Below are 17,365 nucleotides of genomic sequence, written 5' to 3' on the forward strand. Positions count from 1 at the left end.
CCGGTGGAGCTCTCGCTGCCGCTCGACGAGGTCGTGGCCACCGCGCTGGCCAGCCTCCGGGTCCTCGGCTGGCTGCTCCTGGCCCCGCCCTTCGCCTACAAGGGCTTCCCGGGGCAGGTGAAGGCGCTGCTCGCGCTCGCGCTGGCCCTCGTCGTCCAGCCCGACGTCTCGGCGCTCGTCGCCACCGGGCTGAGCGCCGTCGCGCTGCTCGTGGCGGCCACGCAGGAGCTCGTCATCGGCACCGCCCTGGGGTGGCTCTGCTACCTCGTCTTCGCGGCCGTGCAGAGCGCCGGCGACCTGCTGGACGTCTTCGGCGGGTTCCAGCTGGCGCAGGGCTACGACCCGCTCATGCAGAGCGGCTCCTCCATCCTCGGCAAGGTCCACCAGCTGCTCGCCCTCGCGCTGCTCTTCGCGAGCGGCGCCCACCTCGTCGTGCTCGGCGGGCTCCTGCGCACCTTCGACGTGCTGCCCGTCGGGCAGGCGATCGACCTGTCCACCGTCGCGCGCGTGGCCACCGAGGGGATCGGCGGCCTCATGCTCGCCGCCCTGCAGATCGCCGGGCCGCTCATCGCCGTCCTCTTCCTCACCGACGTCGGCCTGGGCCTGCTCACGCGCGTCGCGCCGCAGCTCAACGCCTTCTCGCTCGGCTTCCCGCTGAAGATCCTCGTGACCCTCGTCCTCGTCGGCCTCACGGCGACGCTGCTGCCCGACGTCGTCCGCACGCTCGCCGACCAGATGGCCGAGACGGTCATGGGCACGGCGCGCGCGAGCGGGAGGGGGTGACCCGTGGCAGGAGGTGACTCCGGGGAGAAGACCGAGCAGCCCACCGAGAAGCGCCTCAAGGAGGCGCGCAAGGAGGGGCGGGTCGCGCGCTCGCCCGACGTCGGCGCCTGGCTCGGCATGGCCGCCGCCGGCGCGCTGCTGCCGATGACCGTCACGCGGGGGTGGGAGGCGGCGCAGACCTCGCTGCAGCACGTGCGGGACGTCGCCGCGACGCCGGACCCGGAGCTCGCCGTCGCGGCGCTCTCGGAGGGGCTGCGCTCCATCGCGCTCGTCATGGCGCCGCTCGCCGCCGTCACCGTCGTCGTCGCCATCGGGGCGGCGGCCGCGCAGGGCGGCCTGCACCCGGCGACGAAGAACTTCAAGCCGCAGTTCTCCAAGCTCAGCCCCAAGCAGGGCCTCACCCGCATCCTCGGGCCGCAGGCCTGGTGGGAGGCCTGCAAGATCCTCCTCAAGACCGCGGCGCTCGGCGTCGTCCTGTGGCTGGCCGTCAAGGGCCTCACGCCGGTCCTCGTCGGTGCCGGCTCCCTGCCGCTCGGCGCGACCGTCGACGCCGTCGGCGGCGGCACGGCGACGCTCATCCGCACCGCCGTCGTCGCCGGGCTCGCGCTCGCGATCGCCGACTACCTCGTGGTGCGGAAGCGGACCCTCAAGGGCGTGCGCATGACCCGCAAGGAGGTCATGGACGAGCACAAGCAGTCCGAGGGCGACCCCCAGCTCAAGGGGGCCATCCGGTCCAAGCAGCTCGCCATGAGCCGCAACCGGATGATGGCCGAGATCGCCACGGCCGACGTCGTGCTCCTCAACCCGACGCACGTCGCCGTCGCGCTGCGCTACGAGCCCGGGAAGGGCGCCCCGCGCGTCGTCGCCAAGGGCGCCGGAGCGGTCGCGGCCAAGATCCGCGAGCGCGCCGCCGAGCACCGCGTGCCGATGGTCGAGGACGTCCCGCTCGCCCGCGCCCTGCACGGCGCCTGCGCGCTCGGGCAGGAGGTCCCGGCCGAGCTCTTCACCGCCGTGGCCCACGTGCTCGCCTTCGTCATGCGGCTGCGCAGCCGCGGCGCCGCCGCCGGCCGCCACCGGATGCCCGCGGTGCCGGCGGGCGTCTGACCGACCTCCGGGAGCGCCCGACCGACGGCGCCCCGCCCCGGCTCAGGTCCGGCCCCCGACGCGCCGATGGGCGGGGGAGACGGCCCCCTCCCGGCCGACCCCGCTCGTCGACCCGCCGGCCGACCCACCCAGCCCCCGTGGAGCCTCGATGCCCGCACCCGCCCGCCGCCACCTGCTCCGCGACCGCAGCCTCGTCCAGAAGATCGCCGCGGCGACGGCCCTGCCGTGCGTGGGGCTGGTCGTCGTGGCCGGGGTCGCCGTCTCCGCCCTCGACGACGTCCGGGGGAGCACGGCGTCGGTGCGCGAGCGCAACATCGCGGCCCTCGACGCCGTCTACGACGCGCGGTCGGCCTACCTCGAGGAGCGGGTCCTCGCCCGTGACGTCCTCCTGCAGCCGATGACCGCCGAGGCGAGCGTCGCCGAGATCGCGGACGAGACTGAGCGCATCGCCCAGGACATGGACGCCTACCGGGGCCTCGCGGCGGACCCCGACCTGGCGGCCGAGCTCACCGCGGCGCTCGACGCCTACGGCCGCGCGCTGGAGGGCGACGTCGTCCCCGCCGCCCGCACCGGCGACCAGGCGGCGCTCATGACCGCGATCCAGGGCACCTCCTCCGAGGTGGCGGCGCTCACCGCGGCCTTCGACCGCGCCGTCGCCGCCGAGCGCGACGCGGCGACGGCCCGGGTCGACGCGGCTGCGGGGACGGCGCGCAGCACCGCCGTCGTCCTCGTCGTGCTCGCCCTCGTCGCCCTCCTCCTGGGGGTCGTCGTGGCCGCGGCCGTCGTGCGCGGCATGCGGCGCACGCTGGACGAGGTCGGCCGCGTGCTGTCCGCCATGGCCGATGGAGACCTCACCCAGCGCCCGCACGTCGAGCGCGACGACGAGCTGGGGCGGATGGCCCGCTCGCTCGAGGTGGCGCAGGACGCCGTCGCGGGCGTCGTCCGCGACGTCAGCGCCGGCGCGGGCACCCTCGCGGCCGCCGCGGACCAGCTGTCGGCCAGCTCCCGCGCCATCGCCGGGTCGGCCGAGGAGACGTCCGCCCGCTCCTCGCAGGTGTCCGCCGCGGCGGTCGAGGTGTCCCGGACCGTGCAGACCGTGGCGTCCGGCTCCGAGGAGATGGGCGCCTCGATCCGCGAGATCGCCACCACGGCCGGCAGCGCCGCCGCGGTGACCCAGCACGCCGTCGAGGTGGCCGCGCGCACCTCCGAGCTCGTCACCCGGCTCGGGGCCTCCTCGGAGGAGATCGGCAAGGTGGTCAAGGTCATCACGACCATCGCCGAGCAGACGAACCTCCTGGCGCTCAACGCGACCATCGAGGCGGCCCGGGCGGGCGAGGCGGGGCGCGGCTTCGCCGTCGTCGCCAACGAGGTGAAGGACCTGGCGCAGGAGACGGCGCGCGCGACGGGCGGCATCACGGCCCGCGTGGCGGCCATCCAGGCGGACACCGAGGCGGCCGTCGCCGCCATCGCCGAGATCAGCGGCGTGGTCGACCAGGTCAACGGCTACCAGGGGACCATCGCCTCCGCCGTCGAGGAGCAGTCCGCCACCACCGCGGAGATGAGCCGCGGCGTCTCCTCCGCCGCCTCCGGCGCCGGCGACATCGCCAGCACGATCGCGGGCGTGGCCGCCGCCGCCGGCGCCACGCGCACCGGCGTCGCCGAGTCGCTCGGCGCGGCGACGGAGCTGAGCGAGCTGTCCGGGCGCCTGCGCACGCTCGTGGGGCGCTTCACGGTCTGAGCCGACGACCGCCCGTTCGAGCCCACCGCCGCGGGAGACCCGGGGCCCGGCCGAGCAGGAGCCCTGCTCGGCGTCCCGCGCGGGCAGGCCCCATGATGGTGGTGTGCGGGTCGCGCTCGTCTCCGAGGTCTGGGCCCCCGAGGTCGACGGCCTCGTCACGCGCCTGGAGAGCACGGTCGCCGAGCTGCGGCGGGCGGGCCACGAGGTCCTCGTCGTCGCGCCGACCACCGGGACGGCGGTGCCGGGAGTGCTCGAGCGCCGCACCCGCGGGGTCAGCGTCCCGTTCCTCTACGGCGGGCGGCGCTGGGCGCTGCCCGACGGCGTCGTCGCGCGGGCCGTGCGCGCCTTCGCCCCCGACGTCGTGCACGTGGTCAACCCCGTGCTCATGGGGGTGGCGGCGGCCCGCTGGGCGGCGTCGCGGCACCCCCTCGTCGTCAGCTACCACACCGACGTGGCGACGTACGCCGGCCACTACCACCTCGGCGCCTTCGAGGGCTTCGTCCACGCCTCGATGCGCTGGACCTACCGCCGCGCGGACGTCCGCCTGGCCACCTCCCCGGTCGGCCGCGGGCACCTCGCCGAGATCGGCATCCACGACGTCGACCTCTGGGAGCGCGGCGTCGACACCACGGCCTTCCGGCCCGACCGGGACGGGACGCGGCTGCGCCGACGGCTCGGCCCGGACCCGGACCTCCCGGTGGCCCTCCACGTTGGCCGCGTCGCCAGCGAGAAGGGCTGCGACCGCCTGGTGCCGCTGGCGCAGGAGGACCCGCCGGTGCAGCTGGCGCTCGTGGGGGAGGGGCCCGACCGCGCCCGGCTCGAGCGGACGCTCGCGGGGCGCCGCGCCGTCTTCACCGGGGTGCTGCGGGGCGACGACCTGGCCGACGCCTACGCCGCCGCCGACGCGCTCGTCTTCGCCTCGGAGACGGACACGCTCGGCCTCGTCCTCCTCGAGGCGATGGCCTGCGGCCTGCCCGTCGTGGCGCTGGACACGAGCACCGCCCGCCAGACCACCGCCGGGTACGCCGCGGTGCGCCTCGTGCTGCCCGGCGCCGACGGGGCGGCGTGGAACCGCGCCGTCCGGGACGTCGCGGCCGGCAGCGCCGCCGCCGCGGCCGCGCACGGGGGCGGCGCCGCGGGGCTGGAGGCCGCGCGCGCGGCCGTCGCCCGGCCCGCGGGGGACTGGGCGAGCACGACGGAGCGGCTCGTGGAGGACGTCTACGCCCGCGCCGTCCGGGCCGCGGCGGCGCGCGGGGTCGGGTCGGGTCGTGCGGCCGGCCCCGGCGGCGCCCGCCGACCGGCGGGCGCCCGGTGAGCGGCGCCCGGGCCGGGACGGCCACCGGCGAGCGGACCCGCGACGGGCGGCGGCCGCCCGAGCAGGGGCCGCCCCGGCAGGGGTCGCCCGCGCCGGGGTCTCACGGGCGGAGCTCTCAACGGCGGGGCTCGCACCCGGCGGACGATCACGGGCACCGGAGCTCCGTGCCGCCGGTCCGGCGCGTGGGACGCTTCGGCGTCGTCGCCGGCCTCAACGCCCTCGTCGACCTCGGCGTCTTCGCCGCGCTCGTCGCCCTGCGGCCCTCACCCGGCCCGCAGGAGCTCGCGGTTCTCAGCGCCGTCGCGGTCGTGGCCGCCCTCGTGCACAGCTACGTCTGGAACAGCCGGTGGACCTTCGGCGACCGCCGCGCCCGCTCGTCGCTGCGCGCCCGCCGCGCCCAGCGCGTCCGCTTCGCCGTCCAGGGGGCCGTCAACGTCGCCCTCGGGGCCGGCGTCGTCTGGGCCGCCGCCACCGTCCTCGATGCGACGACGCTCCCGGCGGGGGCCACCGACCTGCTCGCGAAGCTCGTCAGCATGGCCGTCGCCTCGACCGCCAGCTACCTGCTCATGCACCACCTCGTCTTCCGCGGGCACCGAGACCCCGTCTGAGCCCGCTCGCCCCCGGCCGGCCTCGGCCCCTCCTCGTCCCGGCCGACCGGTCCGCGCCTCCCGCGGCTGAGGAGGACGACGCGCCCGAGGGCCCGCGACACGCCGACGGCACCCGTCCGGCTCAAGGTCGCCCGCCCCGCTGCCGAGGACTGGGGAGCCAGGACGGCGCGCAGGGCGGACGGACCCGCACGTGCAGGACTCCCGGGCGGGCCGAGCCCGCCCCGGGGGTCCGACCGGACCACCGGGAGCGATCCCGGGGAGAGGACGACGTGGGTTCTCGCGTGAGCCGCCTGGGCGTCCCCGTCGGCGTCGTCGGCATCGTCCTGCTCCTCGTCGTGCCGGTGCCGGCGCCGCTGCTGGACCTCCTCATCGCGGCCAACATCACGGCCGCGCTCGTCGTCCTGCTGACGGCGATGTACGTGCGCAGGCCGCTGGACTTCTCGATCTTCCCGGCCCTGCTGCTCGTGCTGACGCTCTTCCGCCTCGGCCTCAACGTCGCCTCGACGCGCCTCGTGCTCGGCGACGCCCACGCGGGCAAGGTCATCCAGGCCTTCGGCGAGTTCGTCATCTCCGGCTCGCTCGTCATCGGCCTCGTGATCTTCCTGATCCTCGTGATCATCCAGTTCGTCGTCATCACGAACGGCGCCGGCCGCGTCGCCGAGGTGGGGGCGCGCTTCACCCTCGACGCGATGCCCGGCAAGCAGATGGCCATCGACGCCGACCTCAACGCGGGCCTCATCGACGAGGACACGGCCCGGCAGCGGCGCGCGGACGTCACCGCCGAGGCCGACTTCTACGGCGCCATGGACGGCGGCTCGAAGTTCGTCAAGGGCGACGCCATCGCCGGCATCATCATCACCGTCGTCAACCTCGCCGGCGGCTTCGTCATCGGCATGGTCCAGAAGGGCATGCCCGCCGGCGAGGCGCTGCAGACCTACAGCCTGCTGACGGTCGGGGACGGCCTCGTCTCGCAGATCCCCGCCCTGCTGCTCTCGGTCGCGACCGGCCTCATCGTCACCCGCGCGACGACGCAGGGGGACATGGGCACCGACGCCGCGGCCCAGCTCCTGCAGCACCGTCCCGCGCTGCTCATCGCCGGCGGCGGGCTCATCGTCATCGCGATCATCCCCGGCATGCCGAAGCTGCCCTTCATGCTCCTCGGCGCCGCCGTCCTGCTCGCCGCCCAGCGGGCCGGGAAGGCGCAGAAGGCGGCCGCCGCGGAGGAGGCGATGCCCGCGCTCCCCGCCGGCCCGGCCGCCGACAGCCCCGAGGGCCTGCTCCAGCAGATGCGCGTGGACCCCCTCGAGGTCGTGCTCGCCCCCGACCTCGTCGACCTCGTGGACACCGGCGCGGGCGGCGACCTGCTCGACCGCGTGCGCGGGCTGCGCCGCAAGACGGCGCTCGAGCTGGGCCTCGTCGTCCCGCCCGTCCGGACCCGCGACAGCATCGACCTGCCGACGTCCTCCTACGCCATCCGCATCTCCGGCGTCGAGGTCGGCCGCGGCCAGGCGCCCCCCGGGCGGGTCCTCGCCCTCGGCGACGACCTCGACCACCTGCCCGGGACGCCGACGAGCGAGCCGGTCTTCGGCCTCGCCGGCCGCTGGGTGCCCGCCGAGCTGCAGCACCAGGCCGAGATGACCGGGGCGACCGTCGTCGACCGGGCGTCCGTCCTCGTCACCCACCTCGCCGAGGTCGTGCGGACCCACGCCGCCCGCCTGCTCTCCCGCGAGGACGTCCGCGCCCTCGTCGACGCGGTCAAGGCCGACGACCCCGCGGTCGTCGAGGAGCTCGTCCCGGGCGTCATGACGCTGGGGGAGGTGCAGCGCGTGCTGCGGGCGCTCCTCGACGAGGGCGTCGCCATCCGCGACCTGCCCCGCATCTTCGAGGCGCTCTCCCTGCGCGGCCGCGGCGGCGCCGCCGACCTCGACGCGCTCGTCGACGCGGCCCGCGCGGCCCTCGGGCCCGCCATCGCGGCGGCCTGCGCCCGCGACGGCGTGCTGCGCGTCATCACCCTCGACCCGCTGCTCGAGCACCAGATGGCCGAGTCGGTCCGGCCCGGCGAGGAGGGGGCGACGCTGTCGCTCGACCCCCGCCGCGCCGAGGTCGTCGTCGAGCAGGTGGACGCCGCCCTGCGGCAGGCCGAGGACCTCGGCTGGTCGCCCGTGCTCGTGTGCGCGCCGGTGCTGCGCGCGCCGCTGCGGCGCCTCGTCGGCCTGGCCGTCCCCCGCCTGCCCGTGCTGTCCTACTCCGAGGCGGGTGGTGGCGGTTCGTCCGGCCCCCGCATCGAGACCGTCGGGACGGTGACGGGGGCCGCCGCGGTCCCGGCCGCCCAGGCGCTGGGGGTGTGAGGCGATGACCACCGTGGTCCTCGAGGGGGACGGCATCGAGGAGCTGCTCGCCCGCTTCGTCAGCGAGCACGGCGAGGGGGCCCGCGTCGTCCGCGCCGAGCGCGTGCGCGTCGGCGGCGTGGCCGGCTTCTTCGCGCGCCAGCGCTTCGAGCTCGTCGTCGAGGTCGACGACGACGCCGACGACGTCAGCGGTGACGCGGCCGCCGCGGGGCTCAAGCCCGGCGCCCCGGGCGCCGAGGACAGCGGCGAGGGCGCTGCGGCGCCGGCCAGCGCCGCGACGACCAGCCCCACGACGACCAGCCCCACGACGACCAGCCCCACGACGACCAGCCCCACGACGACCAGCCCCACGACGACCAGCGCCGCGACGACCAGCCCCACCCCGGCCGGCGGTACCCGCGCCGCCACCACGGACACGACCAGCAGCACGCCGGGCGCCACCGCCCGCGAGCAGCAGCACGGCCCGCAGGGCCGCGACCAGGAGGAGACCCCCGTGCTCGGACACCCGAGGACCCCGCTGGCCCCCGCGCCGGGCGTGCCCGCCCCGCGGGCGACCGCGGGCCAGGACCGCTGCGACGAGGTGATCGGCGACATCTTCGACTCCCCGATCGCCCGGGCGCTCGTGCGCGCCAACGTGCTCGACGCCGACGGCGGAGCGCCCTCGGCCCGCGCCCGGGGCGCCCTCGACCACCTGGTCGACGCGGCGGACGCGGGGGACGATGCCTCGATGGGGATCAACGGGACGAGCAGGACGGCTCCGGAGCGGCCGACGGCGGCAGACGCCGGGGTCGACGGCGCCGCGCCGCGGGGGCGGCACGCCGCGCCCTCCGAGCCGCTCGAGCGCGGCCGCCCGGTCTCCACCGAGAGCGCCGCCTTCGCCGCCGTCCTCGACGCCGTCCGCGGCGCCGCGGAGCCCGACGAGGCGCCGAGCCACCGGGAAGTTCCCGCCACCGACCAGCCCGCCGCCCCGGCGGCGCCGGCTGCGAGCGCCTCCGAGCCGGTCGCCGCCGGTGCGGCCGTCGCCGAGCTCATGGCCCTCCTCGCCGCCCGCCACGTCGGCGAGGCCCCGGCGGAGCGGCCCGGTGCCGAGCCCGCCGCCGCCCCCGCGAGCGACGAGCGACGCGACGACGTCCCGTCCGCGCCGGTCGCCGCGGCGCCGTCTCCCGCGGCGCAGGCTCCGGCCGCGCCGTCCCCCGCGGTGCAGGTCCCGACCGCCCAGGCCCCGACCGCGCAGGCCCGGACCGTCCAGGCTGCGGGAGTCGGCGTCGACCCGACCTCCCCGCGGGCGCGGGCGGCCGCGGCCGGCCTCCCCGCCGCCCTGCTCGATCGGTTGCCCGCCGACGCCAGCGCGGGCGACCTCCACGCGCTGCTCGAGGAGCTGCCCGTCGCGCCGCACCTGCCCTCGAGCGAGGGCGACCTCGTCGCCGTCGTCGGCGCGCCGCGCGAGGCGCTCGTCGTGGCCCGCGACCTCGCCACCCGGCTGGGGCTCGGCCCTGAGGGCGTCCTCGTCGCCGCCTGCCCCACCGGCCCCGCGGCCCCGCGGCGCGAGGTGGTCCGCGACGCCGTCGCGGCCCGCCGCGCGGCGGCGACCGTGCGGCTCGGCGACGCACCCGGCGTCGTCGTCGTCCAGGTCGAGTGCGACCCGCAGAGCGTGCGCTGGGCCCGCGGCGTCGTGAGCGCCCTCCAGGCCGACCGGGTGCACGTCGTCGTCGACGCGACCCGCAAGAGCGCCGACACCGACCGCTGGCTCGACGGCGTCTTCGCCGAGGAGCCCGACGCGCTGCACGTCGTCCAGGCGGCCGGCAGCGGCGACCCGGCGACCGTCCTCGAGCTCGACCTGCCCGTCGCGAGCCTCGACGGCGGCGAGGGCGGCGCCAGCGCCTGGACCTCGCTGCTCACGCGCGCGCCGGAGGCCGCCCCGGCCGAGCCGGCTCCCGCCCGTCGCGCCCGCCGGGCCGGCCGGTGAGCCTCGGTGCGGTGACGGCGCTGACGCTCCTGCTCGCCTCGCCGGCCGTCTACGGGATGGTCGTCGGCAGCACGTCGCCCTTCGAGGCGTCCCTGCGCCTGCTCGCGGCCCTCGTCGTCGCGCTCGTCGTCAGCGCCGTCGTGCGCCGGCTCCTCGCCGCCGCGCCCGCGCCGGCCGGCGCGACGGGCGTCACCGGCGTCCCGCGCCAGCGCCAGGCGCCGCCCGCGGCCGTCGCGCAGACCGTGCCCGAGGAGCTCGCCGACCGGCTGCGCTGAGGCCCGCCCCGTCCCCTCGCACGTCCGCCCGCCCGTCCCGGTGCCCGCCTCCCGCGGCGCCGGGGGCGGCGGCGTCCGGGCGCGACGTGGGGCGGGGCTCGCCGCGCCCGGAGCCCCGCGGGCGCGGACTCCGCCTATGCTCGCCGGGTGCTGGTCCTGACCCGCCGCGCGGGAGAGAGCATCGTCATCGGCGACGACGTCGTCGTGACGGTCGTCGAGGTGCGCGGCGAGGTCGTGCGCCTGGGCATCGACGCGCCGCGCAGCGTCCAGGTGCACCGCGAGGAGGTCTACCGCGCTGTCGTGGAGGCCAACCGGCTCGCCGCCGCGGTCAGCGACGACGCCGTGGCCGCGCTCGCGGCCGGACTGGGCGCCCGCCCCGGCGGCGCGGGTCCGGCCTCGCCCGGCGCGTAGTCCTCCGCGAGCGGCTCGCCCGGGACGCGCTCGGGCGTCGACGCGCGTGCCGGCCTCCTCGGCGGCAGCCGGCCGGCGCCTCGCGGGCTCAGCGCTCAGCCCCGGCCGCCGCCGGCCCCGGCGCGACGACGCCCCCGCCGGTGGTCCGGCGGGGGCGTCGGTCTGCGGGGGCCTCCATCGGCAGGGGCCCCCGTCTGCGGGGGGCGCCCCGCGGTGCGTCGTCAGCCGACGAGGCGCGCCGTGTCGATGACGAAGCGGTAGCGGACGTCGCTGGCGACGACGCGCTCGTAGGCCTCGTCGATCTGGTCGCCGCCGATGACCTCGACCTCGGCGCCGATGCCGTGCTCGGCGCAGAAGTCGAGCATCTCCTGCGTCTGGCGGATGCCGCCGATCTTCGAGCCCGCGAGCGTCTTGCGGCCCTGGATGAGCGAGAAGGCCGCGATGTCGAGCGGCTTCTCGGGGGCGCCGACCTGGACGAGCGCGCCGTCGAGCTTGAGGAGCCCGAGGTAGGCGTTGAAGTCCACGTTCGCCGAGACGGTGCTGACGATGAGGTCGAAGGAGCCGGCGAGGGACTCGAAGGTGCCCTCGTCGCCCGTCGCGTAGTAGTGGTCGGCGCCCAGGCGGAGGCCGTCCTCCTGCTTCTTCAGCGACTGCGACAGGACGGTCACCTCGGCGCCGAGCGCCTTGGCGATCTTCACGCCCATGTGGCCGAGGCCGCCCAGGCCGACGATCGCGACCTTCGTGCCGGGCCCGGCGCCCCAGTGCTTGAGCGGGCTGTAGAGCGTGATGCCGGCGCACAGGAGCGGTGCCGCGACGTCGAGGTCGATCCCCTCGGGGATGCCCATGACGTAGTTCTCGTCGACCACGATCTTCTCGCTGTAGCCGCCGTCGGTCGGGCGGCCGTCCTTGCCGATCGCGTTGTAGGTGCCGGTCTCGCCCTTCAGGCAGTACTGCTCCTCGCCGGCGCGGCAGTTCTCGCACTCGCGGCAGGAGTCGACGAAGCAGCCGACCCCGACGCGGTCGCCGACGGAGTACTTCGTGACGTCGGCGCCCACCTCGGACACGACGCCGGCGATCTCGTGGCCGGGCACGAGCGGGAAGAGGGTCTCGCCCCACTCGCCGCGGGCGGTGTGGATGTCGGAGTGGCAGATCCCGGCGTACTTGACGTCGATGAGCACCTCGGCGGGGCCGACGTCGCGGCGCTCGATGGTCGTCGCCTGGAACGGCTCGCCGGGGCCGGCGGTGGAACGGGCGTTGACGGTCAGCACAGGGGTTCTCCTCGGGTCGTCGGACCCGCCACCGGACGGGGGCGGGCCTCTCGGCCACAGCCTCGCCGCACCCGCCCGTGGCGGCACGGGGAGCGGCAACCCGCGCGGGCCCGCTGGTGTTCCGGCGGGGGAGGGCCCGTGCGCGAGACCTCGGGCGCCCGGCCGGACGAGCTGGGGCCGCGACTGACCCGGACGGTGACCGACGGTGGTCCGTCGGAGTGACGGGGCACACGTTCGGGACGCCTGTGACCACGCAGCGTGCTCACCTGGGTCCAGCGGCGCCACGGGGGAGCCGCACCCGTCGCCCTGCGTGCACGGGAGCCCGCGGGGGAGGTCGGTCGGTGCACGAGGACGAGGGCGGCACCGGGGACGGGCGCGAGCGCGCGCCGGACCCGCTGCGCCCACCGCCGGTCGAGCCGCCGAGTCCCCGACGGCGCGCGAGCGACGCCGCGGGAGGCGCCACCGACGAAGGCGACCCGTCCCCTCGCGAGCGCTCGCCCCGCGGTCGGTCCCCCCGCGTCCGCCCGGGGCGCCGCCCGCGCTGAGACCTGCGGCGACGCGGTCGGAGAGGGGCTACGGCAGCCGGCCGCGCCGCAGCACCGGCGTGCCGGCGGCCGCGACGTCGACCGGCGCGGCGGTGCGCAGCTCGGCGGGGCCGACGACGAGCGCGCCGGACGACGTCGGCACGCAGCGCAGCCCGCCCCGCCCGCGCAGGGCGGCGTGCGCGCCCGGGGCGAGCACCTCGTCCATCCACGCGCAGGGCGCCGCGGGCCGGCGCCCGGCCAGCCGCACCACGCCCCCGCCCGCCTCGCGGCAGTCGAGGGCGAGGTCGGCTCCGACCAGCGCGTCGACCGGGGCGCCGCGCAGGACGACGTTGCGGCGCGGCAGCCGCGGGTCCAGGCCGCCGCCGGGCTGCTCGGCGCCGGGGAGCCCGAGGTCGCGGGCGACCCCCTCGAGCGCCTCCACGGCCATCAGGGTCACGGCGGCGTCAATGTGGGCCGCGCGGCCGAAGAAGCGGTCGCCCACGACGCCCTTGCCGACGACGACGTCGACGCGCGGCAGCGCCGCCGACGGAGGGTGCGGGGCGCCGTCGCGCGGGCGGCCGAAGTAGTGGTGCTCCGGCGACGCCAGCAGGAGGACCACCTCGACGGAGGTGCGCACCGGGAGGTCCTCGAGCAGGGGCCCGGGGTGCGTCGGGGCGTCAGGCACGGCGCCATCCTCGCGCGCCCCGCAGGTCCCGTGCCGACCAGGGCGGGGTGCGCGGGTGACGGGCGCGGGGGTCCTGGGGTAGGCACGCGGGATGGCCGACGACCCGCCCGACGAGACCCCGCCCGCCGACCGACCGCCCGGCGGCGGTCCGCGCCGGGGACGGCGCCCGAGCCCGGTGGCGACCCGCGCGCTCGCCCGCGCGGGTCGCGACGACGACCGCGAGGGCCTCGGGCCGCCGCTGCGGCTGGAGGGCGTCGTCGAGGAGGGCGTCGAGGCCGGTGCCGTCGTCCTGCGGGAGGCGTCGGGGCGGACGTGGCTGCTCGGCGCCTCGCGGCGCGGCCTCGTCGGCCACCGGGTGCGCGTGGTGGGCGCGGAGCGCCGGGGCCTCCTGACGACGGCGCAGCAGGGGCCGCCCCTGGCCGTGCGCGAGCTGGAGGACCTCGGGCCGGCCTGAGGCTCCTCGTCGGGCTCTCTCCTCGCCGGGAGCTCGTGGTCCGGCTCCTCCTCGACGCCACGAGACCGACGGACGACGGCGTCACGTCGCCGGGCAGCCACCGTTCGTCGGTCTCGTGGTCCTGTCCCGCCGTGCGTCGGTCTCGACCACCTCGCCACTGCCCCAGCGCGCACCGGGGCTGGCGACGTCCGTCCGGGCGGTGCGCACAGCGGCGACGCCGTCGGCCCGGTGCACACCCCCGCCGTCGTCCCGGCCGCTCGCCGCCACGGCTCCCTAGCGTCGCGGCACGTCCTCACCCGGGGACCGGCGCGGACCACGGGCGGTCAGCGGGAGGCGGAGGAGGAGGCCGGTGGTGGCTGCGGGGGTCGAGGCGCTGGTGGGAGCGGCGGTGCCCGCCGCGGCGGCGGCGAGCGGGGCGGCCGCGGCCCTGAGGCTGGCGGCGGCCGGGGTCGAGCGGGAGGCCGCCGTGGTGCGCGCCGAGGTGGCCCGCGCGCGTGGCGCCGACGCCCCGGGGTGGCGCTCGCGCGCGGCGGAGGCCTACCGCGCCCGCCTCGCCGAGGTCGTCGCGCGCGGGGCGCGCGACGCGGGCGCCCTCGACGAGCTCGCACGGGCTCTGCGGGCGCACGCGGCCGGTGCGGAGGCCCGGGCGGAGGCCGTGGTCGCGGCGGTGGCGACGGCGTCGGCGCTCGCGGACCGGGCGGCGCAGGAGGGCGAGGAGCTCGGGCCGCGCCTGCTGCGACGCGCCGAGGGGGTGCTCGAGGAGGCCCTGCGGGCGGTCGGGGGCCGGGCCGCCGCGCTGGCCGACGGAGCCCGGTGGTGAGCCCGGTCGTGAGCCCGAACGGGAGGACGGTGGTCGGCCCTGCGGCGGGACCGGCCGGGAGCGCCCTGACCGGTGCCCTGGTGGAGGAGCTGGCGGGCGCGGTGGTGGACCGAGCCGTGGGACCGGGGGTCGGCACGGGGATCACCACGGGGAGCGGCGCGGGAGGCGGCGCGGGACGCGAGGACGAGGTGCTCGTCGTGCGGGGCGGCGCCGGCGGCCTGGTCGCCGACGGACTGGCCATGGCCGGGGCGGCGCAGGTGCTGCACCGCAGCGCCCTGGTCCTGGGCGAGGTCGGGGCGGACGTCGTCGCGCTGGTGGCGCGGGCGGCGCTGACAGCGGCCCCGGTCGTCGACCCGGCGGGCGCGGGAGCGGTGGCGCAGGCCCTCGCCGTCGCCGTGGGCCCGGGCGGGACGGGCGGCACGGCGGCGGCCTGCGGGGCCCTGGCCGCACGCCTGGCCGTGGCGGGTGCGGCCTACGAGGAGGCCGAGGGGCTCGTGGACCGCTCCCTCGCCCGCCTCCGCGGCGGCGCGGCCGCGGCGGCGGGCAGCGCGCTGGGGGCCGCGGCCCGCCGACCCGAGGTCTGGGCGGCCAGCGGCTCCACGGTGCTCGTGGCGGCCTCCGCCACCGCCCTCGTGTGGGTGGCCGTGCGGGGCGGCGGCCTGGTGGGCGAGGTGGGGGACGCCGCCGCGGGCGCCCTCGCCGACGGGCGGCTCGACCCCCGCGAGCGCGCGGCCCTCTCGGCGTCCGCGGCGGCGATGCCCGACGCCCTCGAGGTGCTGGCGCGCGAGGACGCGGCGGCGGCCGGCGGCGCCCTCGCCGCCGAGGCCTCCCGTCTGGCCGCGCAGCACCCGCGGGCCCTGCAGCACCTCGTCGCCGCGCTGCCGCCCCTGCTCGCCGCGGCGGCGCGGGGCGGGGGAGGTGGGCCGCGGCCCTCCGCCACCGCGACGGCGCTGCCGCACGGCGACCGCTGGGCCTGGCCGCCCCGCGACGTCGCGGACCTCGCCGCCGGCGTCGCGGTGCTCGCGGCGCAGGACGGCGCGCTCCGCCCGACCCGCGTCGAGGTCCGCGCGGCCGGCCCGGCCCGGTCCGTCACCCCGGCGCGCGGCACCGCGGACCTGCTGGCGCGCGCCCGCCCCATGGCCGGGGGCGGGGCCCTCAGCCCCGCGGGGCGGGCGACGAGCGCCGCGCCGATCGCCGTCGAGCGGGTCGTCGACGCGGCGGGCGCGCGGCGGTGGGTCGTCGTCCTGCCGCCCACGCAGACGACGGCGGCGCCGTGGGACGAGGTGACGACCAACCCCGCCGACCTCGGCACGGACCTGCGCGGGGTCGGCGAGCTGCCCACGGCCATGACCCGCGCGGCCGTGGAGGCCATGGACCGGGCGGGCGTGGCGCCCGACGAGCCGGTGCTCCTCGTCGGCTACAGCCAGGGCGGCATCACCGCGGCCCAGCTCGCCGCCGACCCGGCGCTGCGCTCGCGCTTCGCCGTGGACGCCGTCCTCACCGCCGGGGCGCCCGTGGGCGGCCTCGACGTGCCGCCGGACGTCGCCGTCCTGTCGCTCGAGCACGAGGAGGACTGGATCGCGAGCCTGGAGGGCGCCGACGCGCCGGCGACGCCGTCGCGGACGACGGTGCTGCGCGACCTGCCGGACGCGGCCACGGCGCCCGGGCCGGGGGAGCCGGCGGACGGCATGGCCGGCCACGACCTGGGGCGCTACCGCGAGACGGCGGCCCTCGTCGACGCCTCCGACGACCCCTCGCTCGTCACCTGGCGCGCCCGGGTGGCGCCCTACCTCGCCGGGGAGGGCACGACGGCGAGCGCCCGCCTCTTCCTCGCGGAGCGGCGTCCCCCGGGGGGCGGGTGAGGGGAGCGGGGAGCCGCCCGGACCCGCGCGGCGCCCCGTCGCGACGGGGCGGGCTGGCAGGATCGCCGCGGCCGGGGCTGGCTGGCCGGCACGGGCTGGAGGGCACGAGCCACCGGGTGAAGGGCGCGGGTCCCGAGGCGCCACGAGACGAGGAGAGCGCATGAGCTGGCTGGTGACGGGCGGGGCCGGGTACATCGGCGCCCACGTCGTGGACGCGTTCCGCGAGGCCGGGCTCGGCTGCGTCGTGCTCGACGACCTGTCCTCGGGCGTGGCGGGCTTCGTGCCGGAGGACGTGCCGATGGTCCGCGCCGACCTCCTCGACGGCGCCGCGGTCGAGCGGGCGCTGCGCGAGCACGAGGTCACCGGCGTGGTGCACCTCGCGGGCTTCAAGTACGCCGGCGTCTCCGTCCAGCGCCCGCTGCACACGTACACGCAGAACGTCACGGCCATGGTCTCCCTGCTCCGGGCGATGGACGCCGCCGGCGTCGACCGCTGCGTCTTCTCCTCCAGCGCCGCCGTCTACGGGACGCCGCCCGACGACGTCGTCACCGAGGCGACGCCCACGCGCCCGGAGTCGCCCTACGGCGAGAGCAAGCTCGCGGGGGAGTGGCTGCTGCGCGACGTCGCCCGCGCGAGCGGCCTGCGGGCCACGAGCCTGCGGTACTTCAACGTCGTCGGCTCCGGGCGCCCCGAGCTCTACGACGCGAGCCCGCACAACCTCTTCCCGCTCGTGCTCTCCGCCCTCGCGGAGGGGCGCACGCCCGTCATCCGGGGCACGGACTACCCGACGCCCGACGGGACCTGCGTGCGCGACTACGTCCACGTCGCCGACCTCGCCCGCAGCCACGTGGCCGCGGCCCGGCGCCTCGAGGCGGGCGACGCCGTCGAGCCGGTCTACAACCTCGGCAGCGGGGACGGCGCGTCCGTGCGCGAGATCATGAGCGCCGTCGCCCGCGTGACGGGCGTCGACTTCACCCCCGAGGAGGCCGACCGGCGCCCCGGGGACCCGCCGCGGATCGTCGCCCGCGGCGACCTCGCGGCCCGCGACCTCGACTGGGCCATGCGCCACGACCTCGACGACATGGTCGCCGGGGCCTGGGCGGCCCAGCAGCGCGCCCAGCGGGAGGGCTGAGCCGGCCGCCGCGCGCCCCGCCGCCGGAGGCGCGTCGCGGCGCCCCGGCGGGTCCGGGCCGCCGACCTAGGC

General features: G+C 78.4%; 15 protein-coding genes. 13 read left to right on the forward strand and 2 right to left on the reverse strand.

What is annotated here, in order from left to right:
• The first annotated feature begins 3 nt into the window (after positions 1-3).
• The 9 genes from Q0789_RS04785 (at position 4) to csrA (ending at position 10,548) form a co-directional block, all read left to right on the forward strand.
• Entirely contained in the window at positions 4-783 is a 780-nt protein-coding gene (locus tag Q0789_RS04785; RefSeq protein WP_298802661.1) for a flagellar biosynthetic protein FliR, read from the forward strand.
• 3 nt (positions 784-786) lie between these two features.
• On the forward strand, positions 787-1,887 hold the full coding sequence (locus tag Q0789_RS04790) for an EscU/YscU/HrcU family type III secretion system export apparatus switch protein (protein ID WP_298802663.1): 1,101 nt from the start codon (positions 787-789) through the stop codon (positions 1,885-1,887).
• A gap of 148 nt (positions 1,888-2,035) precedes the next feature.
• The gene (locus tag Q0789_RS04795; RefSeq protein WP_298802665.1) at positions 2,036-3,625 is read left to right on the forward strand and encodes a methyl-accepting chemotaxis protein; all 1,590 of its coding nucleotides are present in this window, start codon (positions 2,036-2,038) and stop codon (positions 3,623-3,625) included.
• A 103-nt stretch (positions 3,626-3,728) separates the two neighbouring features.
• Positions 3,729-4,940, forward strand: a complete 1,212-nt coding sequence (locus Q0789_RS04800; protein ID WP_298802667.1) for a glycosyltransferase — start codon at positions 3,729-3,731, stop codon at positions 4,938-4,940.
• A gap of 182 nt (positions 4,941-5,122) precedes the next feature.
• A complete protein-coding gene (locus Q0789_RS04805; protein WP_298802669.1) occupies positions 5,123-5,548 on the forward strand; it encodes a GtrA family protein in 426 nt (141 codons plus the stop codon).
• A 290-nt stretch (positions 5,549-5,838) separates the two neighbouring features.
• Positions 5,839-7,896 (forward strand): flagellar biosynthesis protein FlhA, encoded by a 2,058-nt coding sequence (gene flhA / locus Q0789_RS04810; protein ID WP_366917643.1) that lies wholly within the window; start codon positions 5,839-5,841, stop codon positions 7,894-7,896.
• A 4-nt stretch (positions 7,897-7,900) separates the two neighbouring features.
• Positions 7,901-9,862 (forward strand): hypothetical protein, encoded by a 1,962-nt coding sequence (locus Q0789_RS04815; protein WP_298802673.1) that lies wholly within the window; start codon positions 7,901-7,903, stop codon positions 9,860-9,862.
• An 11-nt stretch (positions 9,863-9,873) separates the two neighbouring features.
• Positions 9,874-10,137, forward strand: coding sequence for a hypothetical protein (locus Q0789_RS04820; RefSeq protein WP_298802675.1), 264 nt, complete (start codon positions 9,874-9,876; stop codon positions 10,135-10,137).
• Positions 10,138-10,284: 147 nt separating this feature from the next.
• Positions 10,285-10,548, forward strand: a complete 264-nt coding sequence (csrA, locus tag Q0789_RS04825) for a carbon storage regulator CsrA (protein WP_298802677.1) — start codon at positions 10,285-10,287, stop codon at positions 10,546-10,548.
• Between the two features lie 221 nt (positions 10,549-10,769).
• Here csrA and Q0789_RS04830 read toward each other — a convergent pair whose 3' ends face one another.
• Positions 10,770-11,816, reverse strand: a complete 1,047-nt coding sequence (locus Q0789_RS04830) for an NAD(P)-dependent alcohol dehydrogenase (protein ID WP_298802679.1) — start codon at positions 11,814-11,816, stop codon at positions 10,770-10,772.
• Positions 11,817-12,389: 573 nt separating this feature from the next.
• Complete coding sequence (locus Q0789_RS04835; protein WP_298802681.1) at positions 12,390-13,025, reverse strand: molybdenum cofactor biosysynthesis protein; 636 nt, start codon at positions 13,023-13,025, stop codon at positions 12,390-12,392.
• Positions 13,026-13,116: 91 nt separating this feature from the next.
• Here Q0789_RS04835 and Q0789_RS04840 point away from each other — a divergent pair, with 91 nt between their 5' ends.
• The 4 genes from Q0789_RS04840 to galE all read left to right on the forward strand — a co-directional run bounded on the left by Q0789_RS04840 (position 13,117) and on the right by galE (position 17,293).
• Positions 13,117-13,479 (forward strand): hypothetical protein, encoded by a 363-nt coding sequence (locus Q0789_RS04840; protein ID WP_298802683.1) that lies wholly within the window; start codon positions 13,117-13,119, stop codon positions 13,477-13,479.
• A gap of 352 nt (positions 13,480-13,831) precedes the next feature.
• Complete coding sequence (locus Q0789_RS04845; protein ID WP_298802685.1) at positions 13,832-14,299, forward strand: hypothetical protein; 468 nt, start codon at positions 13,832-13,834, stop codon at positions 14,297-14,299.
• Positions 14,300-14,400: 101 nt separating this feature from the next.
• The gene (locus tag Q0789_RS04850; protein ID WP_298802687.1) at positions 14,401-16,161 is read left to right on the forward strand and encodes a hypothetical protein; all 1,761 of its coding nucleotides are present in this window, start codon (positions 14,401-14,403) and stop codon (positions 16,159-16,161) included.
• Positions 16,162-16,321: 160 nt separating this feature from the next.
• Entirely contained in the window at positions 16,322-17,293 is a 972-nt protein-coding gene (gene galE, locus Q0789_RS04855; RefSeq protein ID WP_298802689.1) for a UDP-glucose 4-epimerase GalE, read from the forward strand.
• Positions 17,294-17,365 lie beyond the last annotated feature (72 nt).

Source organism: uncultured Pseudokineococcus sp., from assembly GCF_947499845.1.
GTDB lineage: Bacteria > Actinomycetota > Actinomycetes > Actinomycetales > Quadrisphaeraceae > Pseudokineococcus.

Excerpts from the sequence above, each read along its gene's own strand:
- Q0789_RS04795 (WP_298802665.1), top strand. The coding sequence starts at position 2,036 with ATGCCCGCACCCGCCCGCCGCCACCTGCTCCGCGACCGCAGCCTCGTC.
- Q0789_RS04815 (WP_298802673.1), top strand. The coding sequence starts at position 7,901 with ATGACCACCGTGGTCCTCGAGGGGGACGGCATCGAGGAGCTGCTCGCC.
- Q0789_RS04840 (WP_298802683.1), top strand. The coding sequence starts at position 13,117 with ATGGCCGACGACCCGCCCGACGAGACCCCGCCCGCCGACCGACCGCCC.
- galE (WP_298802689.1), top strand. The coding sequence starts at position 16,322 with ATGAGCTGGCTGGTGACGGGCGGGGCCGGGTACATCGGCGCCCACGTC.